At 60.3% G+C, this 18567-nt stretch carries 17 protein-coding genes; 7 read left to right on the top strand and 10 right to left on the bottom strand.

The annotated features are described in order from the left end of the window. The first annotated feature begins 2 nt into the window (after window positions 1–2). The 4 genes from hutI to hutU are packed head-to-tail and all read left to right on the top strand — an operon-like array spanning window position 3 to window position 5219. Complete coding sequence (gene hutI, locus ACR0J2_RS15930; protein ID WP_480813173.1) at window positions 3–1214, top strand: imidazolonepropionase; 1212 nt, start codon at window positions 3–5, stop codon at window positions 1212–1214. Beyond that, on the top strand, window positions 1211–2749 hold the full coding sequence (hutH, locus tag ACR0J2_RS15925; RefSeq protein ID WP_480813172.1) for a histidine ammonia-lyase: 1539 nt from the start codon (window positions 1211–1213) through the stop codon (window positions 2747–2749). The genes hutI and hutH overlap by 4 nt, the downstream gene beginning before the upstream one ends. Further along, entirely contained in the window at window positions 2746–3540 is a 795-nt protein-coding gene (gene hutG, locus ACR0J2_RS15920; protein WP_480813171.1) for an N-formylglutamate deformylase, read from the top strand. Before hutH ends, hutG begins: the two co-directional genes overlap by 4 nt. Continuing rightward, window positions 3537–5219, top strand: coding sequence for a urocanate hydratase (gene hutU, locus ACR0J2_RS15915; RefSeq protein ID WP_480813170.1), 1683 nt, complete (start codon window positions 3537–3539; stop codon window positions 5217–5219). Before hutG ends, hutU begins: the two co-directional genes overlap by 4 nt. A 170-nt stretch (window positions 5220–5389) precedes the next feature. On the opposite strand, the gene ACR0J2_RS15910 is transcribed toward hutU, so the two are convergent. Further along, window positions 5390–6430, bottom strand: coding sequence for an aromatic ring-hydroxylating dioxygenase subunit alpha (locus tag ACR0J2_RS15910; RefSeq protein ID WP_480813169.1), 1041 nt, complete (start codon window positions 6428–6430; stop codon window positions 5390–5392). A gap of 110 nt (window positions 6431–6540) precedes the next feature. Further along, the gene (locus ACR0J2_RS15905; protein ID WP_480813168.1) at window positions 6541–7482 is read right to left on the bottom strand and encodes a LysR substrate-binding domain-containing protein; all 942 of its coding nucleotides are present in this window, start codon (window positions 7480–7482) and stop codon (window positions 6541–6543) included. A 400-nt stretch (window positions 7483–7882) separates the two neighbouring features. Between ACR0J2_RS15905 and ACR0J2_RS15900 the strand changes: the two genes are divergently transcribed. From ACR0J2_RS15900 to ACR0J2_RS15890, 3 genes are all read left to right on the top strand, one after another. Further along, entirely contained in the window at window positions 7883–8899 is a 1017-nt protein-coding gene (locus tag ACR0J2_RS15900; protein ID WP_480813167.1) for a succinylglutamate desuccinylase/aspartoacylase family protein, read from the top strand. Between the two features lie 173 nt (window positions 8900–9072). Beyond that, window positions 9073–10383 (top strand): molybdopterin molybdotransferase MoeA, encoded by a 1311-nt coding sequence (locus ACR0J2_RS15895; protein WP_480813166.1) that lies wholly within the window; start codon window positions 9073–9075, stop codon window positions 10381–10383. A 150-nt stretch (window positions 10384–10533) separates the two neighbouring features. Further along, window positions 10534–11709: a S41 family peptidase gene (locus ACR0J2_RS15890; protein ID WP_480813165.1), complete on the top strand. Its 1176-nt coding sequence runs from the start codon at window positions 10534–10536 to the stop codon at window positions 11707–11709. Window positions 11710–11851: 142 nt separating this feature from the next. On the opposite strand, the gene ACR0J2_RS15885 is transcribed toward ACR0J2_RS15890, so the two are convergent. The 8 genes from ACR0J2_RS15885 to napF are packed head-to-tail and all read right to left on the bottom strand — an operon-like array spanning window position 11852 to window position 18314. Next, on the bottom strand, window positions 11852–12109 hold the full coding sequence (locus ACR0J2_RS15885; protein WP_170614021.1) for a hypothetical protein: 258 nt from the start codon (window positions 12107–12109) through the stop codon (window positions 11852–11854). Window positions 12110–12123: 14 nt separating this feature from the next. Beyond that, on the bottom strand, window positions 12124–12822 hold the full coding sequence (locus tag ACR0J2_RS15880) for a NapC/NirT family cytochrome c (RefSeq protein ID WP_170808026.1): 699 nt from the start codon (window positions 12820–12822) through the stop codon (window positions 12124–12126). Between the two features lie 29 nt (window positions 12823–12851). Next, window positions 12852–13289, bottom strand: a complete 438-nt coding sequence (locus ACR0J2_RS15875; protein WP_170614019.1) for a nitrate reductase cytochrome c-type subunit — start codon at window positions 13287–13289, stop codon at window positions 12852–12854. A gap of 12 nt (window positions 13290–13301) precedes the next feature. Further along, window positions 13302–14219, bottom strand: coding sequence for a quinol dehydrogenase ferredoxin subunit NapH (gene napH / locus ACR0J2_RS15870; protein WP_480813164.1), 918 nt, complete (start codon window positions 14217–14219; stop codon window positions 13302–13304). Beyond that, the gene (gene napG, locus ACR0J2_RS15865; protein WP_480524501.1) at window positions 14216–15034 is read right to left on the bottom strand and encodes a ferredoxin-type protein NapG; all 819 of its coding nucleotides are present in this window, start codon (window positions 15032–15034) and stop codon (window positions 14216–14218) included. Before napG ends, napH begins: the two co-directional genes overlap by 4 nt. 27 nt (window positions 15035–15061) lie before the next feature. After that, the gene (gene napA / locus ACR0J2_RS15860; protein ID WP_170614016.1) at window positions 15062–17554 is read right to left on the bottom strand and encodes a nitrate reductase catalytic subunit NapA; all 2493 of its coding nucleotides are present in this window, start codon (window positions 17552–17554) and stop codon (window positions 15062–15064) included. Continuing rightward, window positions 17551–17844, bottom strand: a complete 294-nt coding sequence (locus ACR0J2_RS15855) for a chaperone NapD (protein WP_170614015.1) — start codon at window positions 17842–17844, stop codon at window positions 17551–17553. The genes napA and ACR0J2_RS15855 overlap by 4 nt, the downstream gene beginning before the upstream one ends. Then, entirely contained in the window at window positions 17841–18314 is a 474-nt protein-coding gene (gene napF, locus ACR0J2_RS15850; protein WP_480713645.1) for a ferredoxin-type protein NapF, read from the bottom strand. Before napF ends, ACR0J2_RS15855 begins: the two co-directional genes overlap by 4 nt. Between the last annotated feature and the right edge of the window lie 253 nt (window positions 18315–18567).

The raw sequence follows: 18567 nt of genomic DNA, 5'->3' as shown, positions 1-18567 counted from the left end.
GAATGCAGGCCCGCGATCATCTGTTCACCGATCTGCACGCAGCGACGATGGTGGAAGCTGCCAATGCCTATGGTCTGATTAAGGATGCCGCGATTGCGGCTGTGGATGGTCGCATCGCCTGGGTCGGTCCGCAGACCGAGCTGCCCGCTGAATTTGCAGCGCTGCCCCGGACCTCGTTCGAGGGCCGACTGGTGACACCTGCATTTATTGACTGTCATACACATGTGGTCTTTGGCGGCCACCGCGCGGTCGAGTTCGAGATGCGGCTGAACGGCGCCAGCTATGAAGAAGTGGCGCGTGCAGGCGGCGGCATCATCTCGACCGTGAAGGCGACGCGTTCAGCCAGTTTCGAGGATCTGGTCACGCAGGCGCTGCCACGGGTGGATGCGATGCTGGCCGAAGGTGTTTCGGTGATCGAGGTCAAATCCGGCTACGGGCTGGATAAAGAAACCGAATTGAACATGCTGCGCGCGGCAAGGGCGCTGCCACGACATCGCCCTGTCCGGGTCGTGACCAGCTTTCTGGGCGCCCATGCAGTTCCGGTTGAATATCAGGACCGCCCCGAAGCCTATATCACCGAAGTCTGCATTCCGACCCTGCGTGCCGCCCATGCGGAAGGGTTGGTGGACGCGGTGGATGCCTTCTGCGAAGGGATTGCGTTCCTGCCCGAGCAACTGGTGCCATTGTTCGATGTGGCCACAGAATTGGGACTGCCGATCAAATGCCATACCGAACAGTTGTCCAATCTGGGCGGCACGAAACTTGCCGCATCCTACGGGGCGATCTCAGCCGATCACATTGAATATCTGGACGAGGACGGCGTTCAGGCCATGGCGGCCGCCGGCACGGTCGGAGTCATCTTACCCGGTGCCTTCTACACCCTGCGCGAAACACAAGCCCCGCCAATCGACCTGCTGCGCAAGCACAAGGTACCGATGGCGCTGGCCACAGACTGCAATCCGGGTTCTGCGCCAATGACCTCGCTTTTGCTGGCGATGAACATGGGTTGCACCCTGTTCCGGATGACGCCCGAAGAGGCGCTGCAAGGTGTCACCACCCATGCGGCACGCGCGCTGCGCCTAGACGATTGCGGCCGTATCGCCCCCGGTTTGCGCGCCGATCTTGCCGTCTGGAATGCAACGCACCCGGCTGAACTGGCCTATCGCATCGGCTTCAACCCGCTTCATTCCCGCATACTCGGAGAACTCAATTGACCACCCTGACACTCACCCCCGGCTCTGTGTCTCTGGCGCAACTGGAACAGGTATACCGGGAAGAATGCGCGGTTCGGCTAGACCCGGCCTGCCGCCCCGGCATTGAAGCTGCCCATGCGCACATTGCCGATGCGGCAGCAGGTGATGCGGCGGTTTATGGGGTCAATACCGGGTTTGGAAAACTGGCAAGCGTCAAGATCGCGGCCGAAGATACGGCGACCCTGCAGCGCAACCTGATCCTGTCCCATTGCTGTGGGGTGGGGCCGGCCATTCCGCGCGCCCATGCGCGGCTGATGATGGCGCTGAAACTGCTCAGCCTCGGGCGCGGTGCATCCGGTGTGCGGCTGGAACTGATCGACCTGCTTGAGGCGATGCTGGACAAGGGCGTGACCCCGGTGATCCCAGCGCAGGGGTCCGTGGGCGCGTCGGGTGACCTGGCTCCGCTGTCGCATATGGCCGCAGTGATGATGGGCGCAGGCAAGGCCGAGTTTGGCGGCACCGTGATGCCGGGCAACGAAGCACTGGCCGCGGCCGGTCTGATCCCGGTCGAGCTTGGCCCCAAAGAAGGTCTGGCCCTGATCAACGGAACCCAGTTTTCAACCGCGTTTGGGTTGGTCGGTCTTTTTGGTGCGTGGCAGGCCGCTCAAAGCGCGCTGGTTACATCGGCGCTGACCACCGACGCGATCATGGGGTCAACCGCGCCATTGCAGCCCGAGATTCACACATTGCGTGGCCATCGCGGCCAGATTGAGGCCGGGGCCACGATGCGCGCATTGCTGGCCGGATCGGTGATCCGCGAAAGTCATCGCGAGGGCGACACGCGGGTGCAGGACCCTTATTGCATCCGCTGCCAGCCGCAGGTCGTGGGTGCCGCGATGGACGTCCTGCGACAAGCCGCCACGACGCTCGAGATCGAGGCCAATGCCGCGACCGACAACCCTTTGGTCCTGGTAGACGCAGGGCTCATCGTCTCGGGTGGCAATTTCCATGCTGAACCCGTGGGGTTTGCCGCCGACATGATCGCGCTGGCGATTGCGGAAATCGGGGCCATTGCGCAGCGCCGTATTGCCCTGATCGTCGATCCGGTGCTCAGCTTTGACCTGCCGCCCTTCCTGACCCCCAATCCGGGGCTGAACTCGGGGCTTATGATTGCCGAGGTCACCACCGCCGCCCTGATGAGCGAGAACAAGCATCTGGCCAACCCCTGCGTGACAGACTCGACCCCGACATCGGCCAATCAGGAGGATCACGTGTCCATGGCCGCCCATGGAGCGCGACGCCTGGGGCAGATGGTGACCAATCTGGAACGCATTCTGGGGGTCGAACTGCTTTGCGCCACGCAAGGGATCGAGTTCCGAGCGCCGCTGCCCACCAGTGAAACCCTGCAGGGCGTGATGGCGCGTCTGCGCGCGGTGGTTCCTCCCCTTGGCGATGACCGCTATACCGCCCCGGATATCGAAGCCGCCTCGGCTCTGATTGCCAGTGGTGAGATTGCCAATGGCACAGAGATAGAAATGCCCAGGCTTGGCGCATGACCCATCCGGTGGAAATCATCCGGGGCGACAGCCCCCTTGTGCTTGGGTTGCCCCATACGGGCACCTACGTGCCGCCTGACATCAAGGCCATGCTGAACGACCGCGGCCGGGAACTGGCCGATACGGACTGGCATATTGACCGGCTTTACGAAGGGCTTCTTCCGGGGGCCACCACGGTGCGGGCCACATTCCACCGTTATGTGATTGATGCCAACCGTGATCCGTCGGGCGTGTCTCTCTACCCCGGGCAGAACACCACGACGCTGGTGCCGCTGACGGATTTCGACGGGCATGACATCTGGGACCAGCCACCTTCCGAGGCAGAGATCACCGAGTGCCGCGAAACGTTCCATGCGCCGTATCACGCAGCGCTCGAGGCCGAACTGGCGCGGGTGAAGGCAATTCATGGAATTGCGGTTCTGTATGACTGTCATTCGATCCGCAGCCACATTCCATTCCTGTTTGACGGTGTCCTGCCGGACATGAATCTGGGTACCAATGGCGGGACAACCTGCGCGCCCCAGATCGAGGCCATTGCCCATGAATTTGCCGCCTCGTCCCCTTACAGCACCGTATTGAACGGGCGGTTCAAGGGCGGGTGGACAACCCGGCACTACGGCCGCCTCGACGAAGGCCTGCACGCCATTCAGATGGAACTGGCCCAATCCACCTACCTGACCACAGAATGCCCGCCCTGGTCCTATGACGACCGCAAGGCCACCCGCCTGCGCCGCTGGCTTTCCGACATTCTGGACGCCATCCAAGACACTGCACTGGAGCTTGCCCCATGACCGACCCCCGCAAGAACACCCGCGATATCTTTCCGCCAACCGGCCCTGAGCTGAACGCCAAAAGCTGGATGACCGAAGCCCCACTGCGGATGATGATGAACAACCTGCACCCGGACGTTGCTGAAAACCCGCATGAACTGGTGGTCTATGGCGGCATCGGGCGCGCAGCGCGGACGTGGAAAGATTTTGACACCATCGTCGCCAGCCTCATGGATCTGGAAGAGGATGAAACGCTGGTGGTGCAGTCCGGCAAGCCGGTGGCCATCGTGCGCACCCATGCCGATGCTCCACGTGTGCTGATCGCCAACTCGAACCTTGTGCCGCACTGGGCCAACTGGGATCACTTCAACGAGCTCGATAAGAAGGGCCTGATGATGTACGGCCAGATGACCGCCGGCTCGTGGATCTATATCGGCACGCAGGGCATTGTTCAGGGCACTTACGAAACCTTCGCCGAGGCAGGGCGTCAGCATTATGGCGGCGATCTGAAAGGCAAGTGGATCCTGACCGGCGGCCTGGGCGGCATGGGTGGCGCACAGCCTCTGGCCGCCGTCTTTGCCGGGGCCTGCTGTCTAGCGGTCGAGTGCAATCCCGACAGCATCGATTTCCGCCTACGCACCAAATACCTGGACGAAAAGGCCGAGACGCTGGACGAAGCGCTTGAGATGATCGACCGCTGGACCAAGGCAGGTGAGGCGAAATCGGTCGGCCTGCTGGGTAATGCCGCCGAAATTTTCCCCGAAATCTATGCCCGGATGCAGGCCGGTGGCATGCGTCCCGATATCGTCACCGATCAGACTTCGGCGCATGACCCGGTCAACGGTTATCTGCCCCTGGGCTGGACCATGGCACAGTGGAAAGACAAGCGCGAAAGCGATCCCAAGGCGGTGGAAAAAGCGGCACGGGCCTCGATGAAACAACACGTGGCCGCCATGGTCGATTTCTGGAACGCAGGCGTTCCGACACTGGATTATGGCAACAACATTCGGCAGGTGGCACAGGATGAGGGTTTGAAAAACGCCTTTGCCTTCCCCGGATTTGTCCCGGCCTATATCCGTCCGCTGTTCTGCCGTGGTATTGGCCCGTTCCGCTGGTGTGCGCTGTCGGGCGACCCCGAGGATATCTACAAGACCGACGCCAAGATGAAAGAATTGTTCCCCGAGAACACCCATCTGCACAACTGGCTCGACATGGCGCAGGAACGTATCGCCTTCCAGGGCCTGCCCGCGCGCATTTGTTGGATCGGTCTGGGCGACCGTCACCGCGCCGGGCTGGCGTTCAACGAAATGGTCAGGAACGGCGAGTTGAAAGCACCTGTCGTCATTGGTCGCGACCATCTGGACAGCGGTTCGGTCGCATCACCCAACCGCGAGACAGAGGCAATGCTGGATGGCTCGGACGCCGTCAGTGACTGGCCGCTGCTGAACGCGCTGGTCAATACTGCCTCGGGCGCCACATGGGTGTCGCTGCACCACGGTGGCGGGGTCGGAATGGGGTTCAGCCAGCACGCAGGCGTCGTGATTTGCGCCGACGGCACGGATGCGGCCGCCAAACGGCTTGAGCGCGTCCTGTGGAACGACCCGGCCTCGGGAGTCTGGCGGCACGCGGACGCCGGCTATGACATCGCAAAAGACTGCGCCCGCGAACATGGCCTGCGCTTGCCCGGCATCCTGGGGTGAATGTAAGTGGCGGAGGGGTTGCCCCTCCGCATCTGTACTGAAGATTGCGATTGCTACGGAAGCCCGCAAGGCCTAGGCCTTGCGGCACCTGAATTCAGGTTCGAACGCCGTGGTGATCGCGCGCTCCCTTATCTTGGGCGACCCGATACTAACGGATATTCCCGGCCGCCTCAGCCCTCCAACTTGGCATCGACCATCGCCTCTTCGGCGATCATTGCTTCCAGTTGGCGGCGGAACCGCAGCTGGCCCCCGTCGATGCTCAGGTCGATATGGGGGCTTTCCTTTTCGTCCATGCCGATCTGAACCTCTTCGAGAACGGCCAGGTCTTCTTCGAATGCGTGGCGGACATCCTCACTCATCATCTTGGAAAGCTCAGCGTCGTCCGGGCGGATGTTGCGCAGCTGGAACCAGTAATACCGGGTCTCGGTTTCCGAGGTCGGCGTCATGAAGTTGTAGCTGTCCATGATGAAAGTCCGCGCATGCAGCGGTCCGTCCGGCCCCCCAGTACCAGCAGGGGTGAAGACGGCCTTAATCAGCGCATGGCTGGGATAGTGCACTTCATAGTGCTGAAGCCGGTCGCAATTGCCTTCGAACTCGACCACCTTCTTGTAAAACGGGGCAGGTTCCACATCCATCATCCACCGATGCACGACGATGCCGTTGTCCTTTTTTGTAACCGACAGCGGCGTGTCCTTCGTGGCATCCTGCGCGAAAGAGCTTTGGTGCACCCACGCGACATGGGTTGGATCCAGCAGGTTGTCGGTCATGTACAGATAGTTGCACCTGATCTCCATCGCCGCACCACGGTTTATGCCCCAGTCGGGGTCGTCGTAATGCTCGATCTCGAAGATCTCGGAAGGCTCGGCCATGGCCGGATTGCCCATCCAGATCCAGACCAGTTCGTATTTTTCATGCACCGGATAGGAATGCACCTTAGCCGAGGAAGGGATGCGCCCTTTGCCGGGGGCCGAGACACACTGACCGGCGCAGTCGAACGTCAGCCCGTGATAGCCGCATTCCACATCGTCGCCTTTCATGCGGCCTTTTGACAGCGGCAGTTTGCGGTGCGGGCAGGCGTCCTCCAGCGCGACAACCTCACCGGCCCGGGTCCGATAGACACAGATTTTCTTACCCAGAACCCGGATTTGCCGCAGCTCATGAGTGATCTCGGAACTCCAGGCCGCAACGTACCAGGCATTTTTCAGAAACACGGTTCACCTCCCGCAGAATAGTTTGTTCGAGCTTTAGGAACTTATGTGCGGGGAATGCGGGCTTGTATAGTATTGCTGCCTGTCTTGTTGTTTAGGAAAACTAAATCAGTTTACCGATCTCTTGAGGAGTTTCCGAGCGATTTTGAGACGTCGCGTCCTGCCTGCAGAATCCAGTCCAGAAAGCTGCGCGCCGTTCGTTCGTCCAGCGCGCCTTCACCCCAGCAGACCAGATAGGGCCTGGGCAATGGTATTTCCTGTTCGGACAGGCGACACAGATAGCCCATCTGCAAGTCCCGTTGAACAAAGGACGTTTGTGCCAACGCCACGCCACGTCCCTGAATGGCGGCATCCAAAGCCAGGCTGGACAGCGAAAAGACGGCATCCTTCCGTCGTGGTGAGGCGTCGATATCGTTCGCTGCAAACCAGTCTTCCCAGTCTGGTACGTCTTCGAAGCCGGGCCCCCAGTCTGTGCACAGCAGGGGCGCGCGCGACAGTCCTTCCGGCGTCACAAGCTCGGGGTTGTTGCGCGCGAACTCCGGCGAGCATACGGGAAACAGGGTGTCCGTGAACAGTTCCTTTTGGAACGGGAAATCCCGCCCCTGATCACCATATGTAAGTCTGAACGAGACGCTCAGCAAATGGCGGTCCGGTTCCTGATGGGTGGAATCCAGCCGGATTGAAACGCCGGGATGCTGTTGCTGAAAATCGCCGAGAATCGGGTAGAGCCACTTGGACAGCAAAGATGGCAAGGCGCTTATGGACAGGCTCGTCTCACGTTCCATCCGCGCAAGGTAATGCTGCGCCCGATGCAGTGCTTCGAACCCTTCGGACAGGAACTTGTGGTAAACCTGTGCATCCTGGCGCAGAAAAACGCTGCGCCCCCGCCGGGCAATCAGCGCGCGACCGGTTTGTTCTTCCAGCACTTTGAGCTGCTGACTGACCGCACCGGGTGTGACGTTCAGCTCGCGCGCGGTATCGGCGACGGAATTGGTACGCCCAAACACCTCGAATGTTTGCAAAGCCCGGAGGGAGGGGAGGGGGTTTCGACGCATATATACCGCTTGGCGAAGTTTAGAAAAACTGATTTGTGATTCAGGCTACCCAACTTGGTGCCCGAAGAAAACAGATCCAATTCAGGTATGAACACAAGAAGCGGCGCCATGACCGACGGCTTTCACCTATAGGGCTTAAGCAACATAGGTGGACACCAACCCGGCCGTTCGAGCTGGCCACAGATCGGATTTGGCGAAGAGCGGTGCCCCGGGGAGCTTCTGTTCAGGGCGCGCGCCCCGAATTGTTGATTGGCCAAAAAAAGCGACCCGATGATCACTGATGGACCAATGCAAGATCGAAACAACGAAGGCTTTGATCTTAACCATAAAGATGAGAGCATGCGCGCAGTGGTCGAATTCCGAGCCGCTGACAAACGTGACATTTTAAGAAGGTGCCTCGATGGTTCAGAATTGCCCGGTCCGATGCTCGCTTGATCTTGTAAGTCCGGGCAAACGGACCGGTTTCATCGACGTGACCCTGTCCAACAATGCGCTTGCTTTCAGCACCATTCGCGTTCCCATTGGCGTGTTGTGCGGTGCGGCCGGGCCCACGGTGTTGCTGACGGCTGGCAACCATGGGGACGAGTACGAAGGGCAGCTTATCCTTCACCGAATGCTGAGAGAGCTCGAGCCGGAGCAGCTGAACGGGCGCATCATTGCGCTGCCGGCATTGAATGCGCCTGCCGTGCGTGCGCGTACCCGTGTGTCGCCACTGGATCAGGGAAATATGAACCGGGCGTTCCCCGGGACACATGCTCCCGGACCGACGGCTGCTATTGCCCGGTTCGTGTCACAGGAGTTGATCCCGCAATCCGACATCATTCTGGATTTTCACTCAGGGGGAACTGCGACGCGCTACATTGACTGCGCGTTCGTTTGCCTGGGGAATGATGCGGCGCTGAATGCAGACAATATTGATCTTGCGCGCCAATTTGGTGCCGATTTCACAATGGTAAGCCGAACGTCCGACGAGGGTGCAGATTTCGACTCGGAAGCCTATCGTCAAGGCAAAAAATTTCTGTCCTGCGAGCTTGGGGGGATGGGCACGATGACCACCCGCTCTTTCCAGATTGGCTGGTCGGGCTGCTGCCGTGTTCTGTCCAACCTAGGGCTTTTCGCAGTCGATGAGGTCATGACGGAACCCGCGGATGCTGCCATGACCCGTTTTGTTGATGTGGGTGCAGATTGCTCGCATGTCACCAGCAATTTTGAGGGGTTGATTGACCTTCACGTGCAGCTTGGTGACGAGGTCGGCAAAGGACAGGTCGTTGCGACCTTGTATGACATACACAACATCGGGCACCCACCTGCGTCATTGACGACTCAGCAGAACGGAGTCGTTTGCGTCACGCGTCGAAACCCCTTGGTCTCACCCGGTGATCACCTGCTGATGATTTGCGGGGACTACGCAATTTAGCCAATAGGCTGCGGGGGCCGGCCGAGATTCTGACGCAGACCGACAATCACAGCATGGGCATGGGGGACGTGTTCAGGCAAGTGGCGACGAACTGTGACCTATGTCAAGGACAGCGCTCGGGTCTCGGTGTCCATTGGGCGCGGTTTGTTGGCCGGGTTGCGACCCGTCCGATCATGAACAGTGTTGACGCTGATTTGCCGGGGTTGTCCTTGCATTCGGCTGAACCCGGAGAAACACAGATGGCTGATGGATGCGCCTGCGACCGGCACGCCCACATGTACGTGTCCGTGGCTGACGCCCTGACACGGGGGCTGGCCGCCGCCAATCCGATTGTCGAAACAAAGTCCATACCGCTGACTGAGGCGACTGGCCGGGTTCTGGCCGAGGATTGCATCAGCAAAACTGACATGCCCGCCTTCGACAACTCTGCCATGGATGGCTACGCGATCCGCACTCGCGATCTGGGCGCGGGGCCGGTCTTTGATCTGCCCGTCGCCGGGCGCGTGGCCGCCGGGGACAGCGGCGCGCATCAGGCACCCGCAGGAAGCGCCTTGCGTATCTTTACCGGTGCGCCGGTGCCGAATGACTTCGATGCCATTCTGATGCAGGAGGATTGCGAGCTAACAAAAGGCGGTATCCGCTTCTCAAGTCGCCCGACCGCCGAACAGCATATCCGCCGCGCGGGTGAGGACCTGAAAGCGGGGGCACTGATCCTGCGTCACGGCTGCGAGATCGGCGCGCGCGAGGTCGCGGCGCTGGCCTCAGCCGGGTTTGGCCAGGTCAAGGTATACCGCAAGCTCAAGATCACCATCTTCTCGACCGGCAGCGAATTACGCCAGCCCGGAGAAGACCTTGGCCCCGGCCAGATTTACAACTCGAACCGTTATATGCTGCGGGCGCTGCTGGACAAGCGCTGGATCGACCTGACGGACATCGGCCCGGTCGAGGATGACCCGGTTTTGCTGGAACAGGTCTTGCGGCAGGCATGCGACACATCCGATCTGATCGTCACAACCGGCGGCGTGTCTGTTGGCGACGAGGATCACATGCCGCGCCTGTTTTCCAAAATCGGCGGTCAGACGGATGTGATGAAAGTGGCCATGAAACCGGGCAAGCCGATCATGTTCGGACGTCACGGCGATGCGCTTTATATCGGGTTGCCGGGCAATCCGGTTTCCGCCTACGTTACCTGGCAAATCATCGGGTCGCCGATGATGGCACGGCGCGCCGGTTTGCATCCAAGCCCGCTAGTGGCCGAACAGGCGGTGCTGGCGGAACCGCTGCAGCGTCATCCCGGGCGGCAGGAATTTCGCCCGGTGCAGATCCGGGGCACAGCTCCGGACGGCAGGCCGCGCCTGCACCTGATGGCACCGTCCTACAGCGGGCGCGTGGCGTTGCTGGCGCAGGCGGACGGGTTGGCCATTATACCTGCGGATGTCGAAACCCTACCAGAGGGGTACGCGCTTGAACTGATAAGGTTCTGAACGCTCGGTGCACGGATCGCGCGCTGTTCGTGCTACGGTGTGGTGCGTGCCTCCAAAAGGTCGTTTCGCACCATGCACCTTCGCTGCCAGAGAATATCCACTTTGGACACAATCTGGACATTGACGAGCGGCCATGCACACATGTTGATCATGTCGCTGGCGGAAGACCTGAAGCAAATTCTGGAAATCGCCCTGCCAACCGATCCCGGTTTTCGGCGGATCGAAAGGACCGTGATAGACTGCTGCATTAGTGAAACCCGGCGATACGCTTTGGAGGGCTCCATCGAGGCCTTCCTGATGTCCGCGATGCGCCTATTGGCACTTCCCGACAATGGGCACACACGGCTGATTCCGAATGATGCGATCTCGGTGCTACCGCTGAGGTTGGTGAGCGTGGGACGTTCCGTGCAAGTGATTGGGACGGTGCCAGGGGTAACCGCACCGCGAGGAGAGTTGATAGCAGTCAACGGAGCAGCTCTGAGCCAAATCCAAGCCACTGCGCAGAAATTTCTGGCAGGAACCTGCCAAAGGAAACGGGTCATCGGACCGATTCTTCTGGCTTGGCCGTACGCTTTGGCACGATTGGGTTTTTCGTCAAACGGCAGTACGACCGAGTATCGTGTGCAGGATGAAAATGGGCAGATAACCAATCTGAAAGTAGCAAATGGCAATACTGTTCCTGCATCGACGCTCTACCCGAGAAACGAGCACGGCAAGGCTGATCCGACCTGGAAGCCCGAGACCTTTGCGGAGATTAAGGACTGGCAGGATCTTGGGCTATCAATAACGTTGCCAAGTTTCTTTGACCCGAGCGAAACTGCGCTGCCTAAAGCCATCTCAGATGCAGCGCACCGCGTGCGCGCCTGCTCGAACAAAACACTTTTGATTGACGTTCGCGGAAACACCGGCGGTGATTTTCTTTTAACCATGCCCTTGATCGACGCCATCTCGCAAAGCGCAAATAAGCAGGTTGCTGTGCTTGTCGATAAATTCACGTTTTCCGCAGCGATCGTATTTGTGGCCATCCTAAAACATCGTTTTGGAAACAGGCTCAAACTCATCGGGGAAGAAATGGGCGACGGGTTGGTGTTCTTTGCCGAGGGCGGGTTGCTCGATTTGCCGGCTAGCGGAGCGGTCGTTCGATACTCATCAGCCTTTCACGACTGGAAGACCGGCACATCAGACGAAACCACCCCGCCTGAGATCGCGCGGCAAATCGTACCCGCAGGAGCGCTGAGTTTGGATTGGGAATGGGTCGATAGACCTACTGGTGAAGATGCACAGGGCGCGTTCTATCAACAAATTCTCAAAAGCGTGAGCGATTAGACCAACGCCCGCCTCGATTCGCAAAGCACCCGTTCAAGTCTCGTGAAATCTCCATGTTTCGGCGACTGGTGGCTTTGTCAAAGACCAGAACCCTGCGGCCCGGCGCTCTGAGAAATTCAGACGCCGGGCCGTTTGACTCGGATCAGGCAGTTGCGCCCTTTATGCGGATGGCACTGCCCACCGCGCCCGCGCAAACGCCGACGGCGATGGCAATCATCAGTTCCAACACCTCGACGTGGGCAAACTGCCATTTGGCAAAGACCAGCGTCTCCAGCACGCCGACCACACCGCCCATGACCGCGCCCAGCCAAAGCTTGCGGGTCATCATGCCAAGCGCCAAACCCAGAATGCCGGGCAGGCTGAGGATGTTGCCACCGATGGTTCCAAGTAATTCAAGCATGTGTCGAGCTCCTCTCAGTCTGCCCGTTTGGCCAGAAACGACCGGATTTCGTCACTGCCTGCCGAGGCGTGCTGCTGCAGGCTCTGAGGCGCTTTGTCCAGTTCGGCAGTGATGTCCTGATAGGTTTCCAGATAGTTGGGCGGCAGACTGTGGGCGATGCCCTGGTGGCAGTCGATGCATGTCATGCCGGAATCGATGGCGCGCTGATGCTCGGACGCGGCGCGGGTTTCCTGAAGGGTGAAGTCCATATACTCGAAATTGTGACAGTTGCGGCACTCGCGGCTGTCGGATTCCTTCATTTTCTTCCACACCGCCGAAGCCATGCTCAGACGATGGTCTTCATATTTTTCCGGGGTGCTGATGGTGCCGGCCAGCTCGTGATAGACGTCCTTGACTGCCATGATCTTGGCTTTGATCTTGTGGTTCCATTCGTGCGGCACGTGGCAGTCGGAACAGATCGCGCGGACGCCCGAGTGGTTGTTGTAGTGGATCGTCTCGCGGTATTCACCAAGATTGGTTTCCATCGTGTGGCACGAGGTACAGAATTCCTCGGTATTGGTCAGTTCCAGCGTCCAGTGGAAACCGCCCCAGAACAAGATACCGGCCAGAAAACCGGCCAAAATCAGAAAGCCCGAGCTGAACATCACAGCAGGAGTCCAGATCGCGTTCCAGAGGCGGCCAATCCAGCCGCGATTTTCGGGGGAGTCTGCCATATCGGTGCTCCTTTCAAAGATGCGTTGGATCAGTTGCCGGAAGAAGGTTCGAATTCATTGTCGACCAGCGCCGGAGTGTCGGCCTGCGGCACGTGGCACTGATTGCAGAAATACCGTGTACCCGCGATCCGGTCCAGTTCACGGCCTTCGCGGTCCAGGTAGTGGGTCATCGAAAGGGTCGGCGCGTTGCGTTCGCCCGCTTTGGTCCAGTCGTGACAGGACAGGCACTGATTGGTGCGCAAGTCGATCTGGTATTGTTCAATCGAATGCGGGATCAGTGGTGGCTGCTGGCGATAATTCCGCTGCATGCGTCCTTCGACATTCCGATGGACTTGATCGAGGACCACTGGTTCATCCACTTCGGCTCCGCGTAGCGAATTCACCTGAGCGGACTGCGCCAGAGCAAACCCACTCAGGAGCAAAACGGGGATCAGGGCAATTCCGCCTGTCAGGATTGGTCTATTCATCATGGCACTCCCTTAGATAGGTCTGGCGGCGCGCGGCTTGGGCGCGGCGGCTGGATCGGCAGGCGCGACGAGGGCCTCGTCGAACCGGTGAGTAAATTTGAAGACATCAACCGCGCACACATCAATGCAGCGGCCACAATTGGTGCAGTCAGGCGACAAGATCAGTGGGCTAGATCCCGGCTTGCCCTTCAGCGCGGGCGAGATCACTTGGTTTTCCGGGCAGACCGCATAGCAGTCCATGCAATCATCACAGGCAGCGCGGTTGCTGGCGCTGACGCGCAGCAGGCTTTTTGTGCCGATCAGGCCGTAGAAAGCCCCGACCGGGCAGATATGACCGCACCAGCCATGGCGTGCGACCAGCAGGTCAAACACAAAGATCGCGGCGATCATGGCCCAGACAAAACCCATGCCGAAGATCAGGCCCCGGTGCAGCATGGTGATCGGATTCACGATCTCCCACGCAATCACGCCGGTCAGGCCCGAGACGATCAGGACTGTCGCCAGAACCCACAGACGGGTGCTGCGCTTTGGCTGCCAGCCCTTCGGCAAGTCCAAACGCCGATGCAGCCAACTGGCGGCATCAGTCACCGGGTTGATCGGACAAACCCAGGAACAATAGACCCGGCCACCGATCAGCGCGTAAGTGACAAGCACGATCAACCCGCCGATCAGTGCGGTCAGTTCGGGCCAGTGGCCTGCCACCATGCTTTGCAGCAGGATCAGCGGATCGGTCAGCGGTAGAACGCCCAACGTCAATGATCCGGCCAGGTTGCCCTGAACGATCCAGATGCCAAACCACGGCCCCAGCAGGAACAGCACCAGAAAGAACACCTGGCTTGCCCGGCGCAACAGCAAAAAGCGATGCGCGCCGATCCAGCCCTTGGCCTCTATCGCCTCTTGGCCCACAGGTATCTGGGTGCTGGCGCTCATTGTCCCACTCCCGGCAGGTTGTATTCGGGCGCAAACCCTCCGGGTGTGACCAGATTGTCGGTGCCGGGCCCCGGCAGGCGGTCGGGCAGGTCAATGATGCCCTCGACCAGCGGAGCGCCCTTGGCAGCCTTTTCTTCCCAGCCCTTGCGGTAGTGATCCGCCGCGCTGCCGCGCGCCAGACGGGCTGGAAGCACCTTTATCGCGGCTTCCGGCAAAACGCAGCTTTTCTCGCATACGCCGCAGCCGGTGCAGCGGTCCGCATGAACCGTCGGCGCAAAGATCGCGTGGCTGCCCGAGCGGGTATTGTGTGACGGCTCAAGCGTGATGGCCTCGTCAATGACGGGGCAGACGCGATAGCAGACATCACAGCGCAGGCCGAGGTAGTTCAGACAATTCTCCTGATCCACCAGCACCGCAACGCCCATCTTGGCATCGTCGATGTTGTCCAGCGACGGGTCCAGCGCGCCGGTGGGGCAGGCGGCGACGCATGGAATGTCGTCACACATCTCGCACGGCACGTCGCGGGCGGTGAAAAAAGGCGTCCCGGTAGCGCCGGAATCCGAGCCCAGTTCCGCCAGTTTCAGCGTATCGTAAGGGCAGTCCCGCACGCATAACCCGCAGCGGATGCAGGCCGACAGGAAATCCTCTTCGGGCAGCGCACCGGGCGGGCGCAGGGCCTCGGCCGGCAGGCTGCGCGCATCGCGCGCCAGCCAGGCCAGCAGCGATCCTGCAACCACGCAGCCGCCCGCCGCGCGCGCCGTTCCCTGCAGGAAACGACGCCGTTGCGGCGAAAGAGGTGTGCCGGCAAGGGACATGGGGACTACCTTCGCGATCCGTGCCGGTTACGCGCGCTCGACCTTGCAGGCGCATTTCTTGAAGTCGGTCTCCTTCGAAAGCGGGCAGGTCGCGTCCAGCGTCAGCTTGTTGGTCAGCTGGCCCTCGTCGAACCACGGCATGAAGACCAGACCACGTGGAACCTTGTTGCGCCCGCGGGTCTCGACCCGGCTTGTGACTTCGCCGCGACGGGTGGACAGAACGATCTCCTGACCACGGCGCAGACCCCGATCCTTGGCATCCTGCGGATGCATGTAGACCACGGCCGCCGGATAGGCGCGGTGCAGTTCGGGCACCCGGCGGGTCATCGAGCCGGAATGCCAGTGCTCCAGCACGCGACCGGTGCACAGCCACAGGTCGTATTCCGCATCCGGCTCCTCAGGGGCGGGTTCATACGGCGCAAAGATGATACTCGCCTTGCCGTCAGGCTTACCATAGAACTTCACGCCTGCGCCTTCGGGCACATACGGGTCATAGCCTTCGCGGAAACGATAGAGCGTTTCCTTGCCGTCCACGACCGGCCAGCGCATGCCGCGCGCCTGATGGTACATTTCGAATGGTGCCAGATCGTGGGCATGGCCACGTCCGAAATCGGCATATTCCTCGAACAGACCCTTCTGGACGTAGTATCCGAAATGCTCGGCATCATCGTTGTCGAAACCTTCGGCAGTTTCCGACAGCGGGTACTGGTCGATCTTCCCGTTGGCATACAGCACGTCATACATGGTCTTGCCGCGATGTTCCGGCATGGCAGCCAGCAGTTCCTCGCCCCAGACCTCCTCGACGGTGAAGCGTTTCGCGAATTCCATCAGCTGCCACAGGTCGGACTTGGCCTCACCCGGGGCCTTGACCTGCTGCCGCCAGAACTGGGTGCGGCGCTCGGCGTTGCCATAGGCGCCTTCCTTCTCGACCCACATGGCGGTGGGCAGGATCAGGTCGGCGGATAGGGCGGTAACGGTGGGGTAGGGGTCCGACACGGTAATGAAGTTTTCCGGGTTGCGATAGCCGGGGTACCCTTCTTCGTTGATATTCGGCGCGGCCTGCATGTTGTTATTGCACTGCACCCAATAGGCGTTCAGATCGCCATCCTTCAGCTTGCGGTTCTGCAGCACAGCGTGGAAGCCCGGTTTGGGCGGGATGGTGCCCGCAGGCACGTTCCATGCGGTCTCGCAGATTTCGCGGTGCTTGTCATTTGTCACCACCATGTCGGCGGGCAGACGGTGGGCAAAGGTGCCGACCTCGCGCGCCGTACCACAGGCCGAGGGCTGACCGGTCAGTGAGAAGGGCGAGTTGCCGGGTTCGGAAATCTTACCAACCAGCAGGTGCACGTTGTACATCAGCGAGTTCACCCACGACCCGCGGGTATGCTGGTTGAACCCCATGGTCCACAGGCTCATGACCTTGCGGTTCGGATCGGCATATTGCTGGGCCAGCTTCTCAAGCTTTTCGGCGGGCACACCGGACAGTTCTTCGGTGTATTCCAGCGTGTATTCCGACACCGCTTCGGCATATTCCTCGAAGCTGATCGGTTCCATCTTACCGACATTGGGGTTCGCTGCCTCTTGCTGCAGCGGGTGGTTGTCGCGCAGCCCATAGCCGATATCGGTGGCGGTCTTGGTGATGTTGACGTGGTTCTTGACGAATTCCTCGTTCACCGCGCCGTTCTGGATGATGTAGTTGGCGATATAGTTCAGGATCGCCAGGTCGGTCTGCGGGTTGAACACCATGCCGTTGTCGGCCAGCTCGAACGAGCGGTGTTCGAAGGTCGACAGAACATGTACCTCGCACCCCGGCTTGGTCAGGCGCGTATCGGTCAGGCGCGACCACAGGATCGGGTGCATCTCGGCCATGTTCGACCCCCACAGCACGAAGGTATCCGCGTGCTCCAGATCGTCATAGCAGCCCATCGGCTCGTCGATACCGAAGGTGCGCATGAAACCCACAACGGCCGATGCCATGCAGTGCCGCGCATTCGGGTCGATGTTGTTCGACCGGAACCCGGCCTTCATCAGCTTGGCGGCGGCATAACCTTCCCAGACCGTCCACTGACCGGAACCGAACATGCCGACACTGGTCGGGCCTTTCTTGGCCAACGCTTCTTTCCACTTGGCGGCCATCACGTCGAAGGCTTCGTCCCAGCTGACCGGCTCGAATTCGCCGTTCTTGTCATATTCGCCGTTTGACTTGCGCAGCAACGGAGTTGTCAGGCGGTCATTGCCGTACATGATCTTGGACAGGAAATAGCCCTTGATGCAGTTCAAGCCCCGGTTGACCGGCGCGTCCGGGTCACCTTGCGTGGCCACGACGCGGCCATCCTTGGTGCCGATCAGAACCGAACAGCCTGTACCGCAAAACCGGCAGGCCGCCTTGTCCCAGCGAATGTCCGGCGTTGCCACCTGGGCATTGGCCTGTCCGGCGGCCATTGGAATACCTGCGGCCGAAGCAGTGGCTGCCGCGGCTGAAGCTTTTAGAAAAGTCCGGCGAGATTCAGAGATGGTCATTGCATGGGCCTCCTGCTGGTCGGTTGGCTTGGGGCATCAGGACGCGGATAGCTTTCCGCGAGATCCTCGAAATGGTGATAGGTCAGCGTCAAAGAGATCACTCCGGGGATCTGGTGCAGATCCATGATGATCTCGGACGCCATACGTGCGGGCGTATCTTCTACGACAACGACAAAGCGGCCGTCGTCGGTTGCGGCGTGAACCTCGACCCCCGGCGTGTCTTCCATGACCTGGCGCGCTGTGCCGGTGCTGTCCGGGGCAACGTGAACAAGGCAACCGCAGATATTCATTGCAGTGTCTCCGGGTGTAAGGTTGCAGGGCGTTCAAATCTGACCGCATCGGCGGGGCAGGACGTGGCGCAGCCGCCGCATCCGGTGCAGGTCTCGGTATTCAGAACCGGTTCCGCCTTGCCGCCAGGCATCAGCTTGAACCGGATCGAGCCTTCATCGCAACTGTCCTGGCAAATGCGGCAACTGATCCCGTTCAGTGACAGGCAAGCGCTGGCGACGATAGATGCGCGCCAGGGCCAGTCGGCCATGCGATCAGCGATCAGGGCGCCCGTCTGGCAGGCTTCCACGCAATCGCCGCAGAACGTGCACGCCCCGTCCGTCATCCGTAGCGTCGGGTATCCACCCGCGCTGAGCGAAATGACATCTTCGGGGCAGGCGTCCAGACAATCACCGCAGGCGGTGCACAGGTCCAGAAACCTGCTTTCCACCGCGCCCGGAGGCCTGATGGCACCGGGGTCTTCGCGGAGCATGCGCCCACTTAGAAAAGCGCGTCTGCTGGTTGGCTGACTCATGCGTTGCTGACCTGCGTTTCTGGGGGCAGGTGATCCTGCCCGGATTCGCTTGCTAGCGCATTTTCACAAGACCGGAGTTGATCCAGATCATGTTTTTTCGGAACCGTTTCTCCGGCTTGCAAAAACAAGGCAGACACGCCCAAGAGCGGTTGCCGAAGTATCTGCTTGTTTGCCAGCGAAACATCCACTCTCACAGTGGTACAACACCTTC

The organism is Ruegeria sp. CG4 (assembly GCF_056537185.1).
The sequence above is the reverse complement of the archived record's forward strand: the minus strand, read 5'-3'. Positions and strand labels throughout refer to the sequence as shown.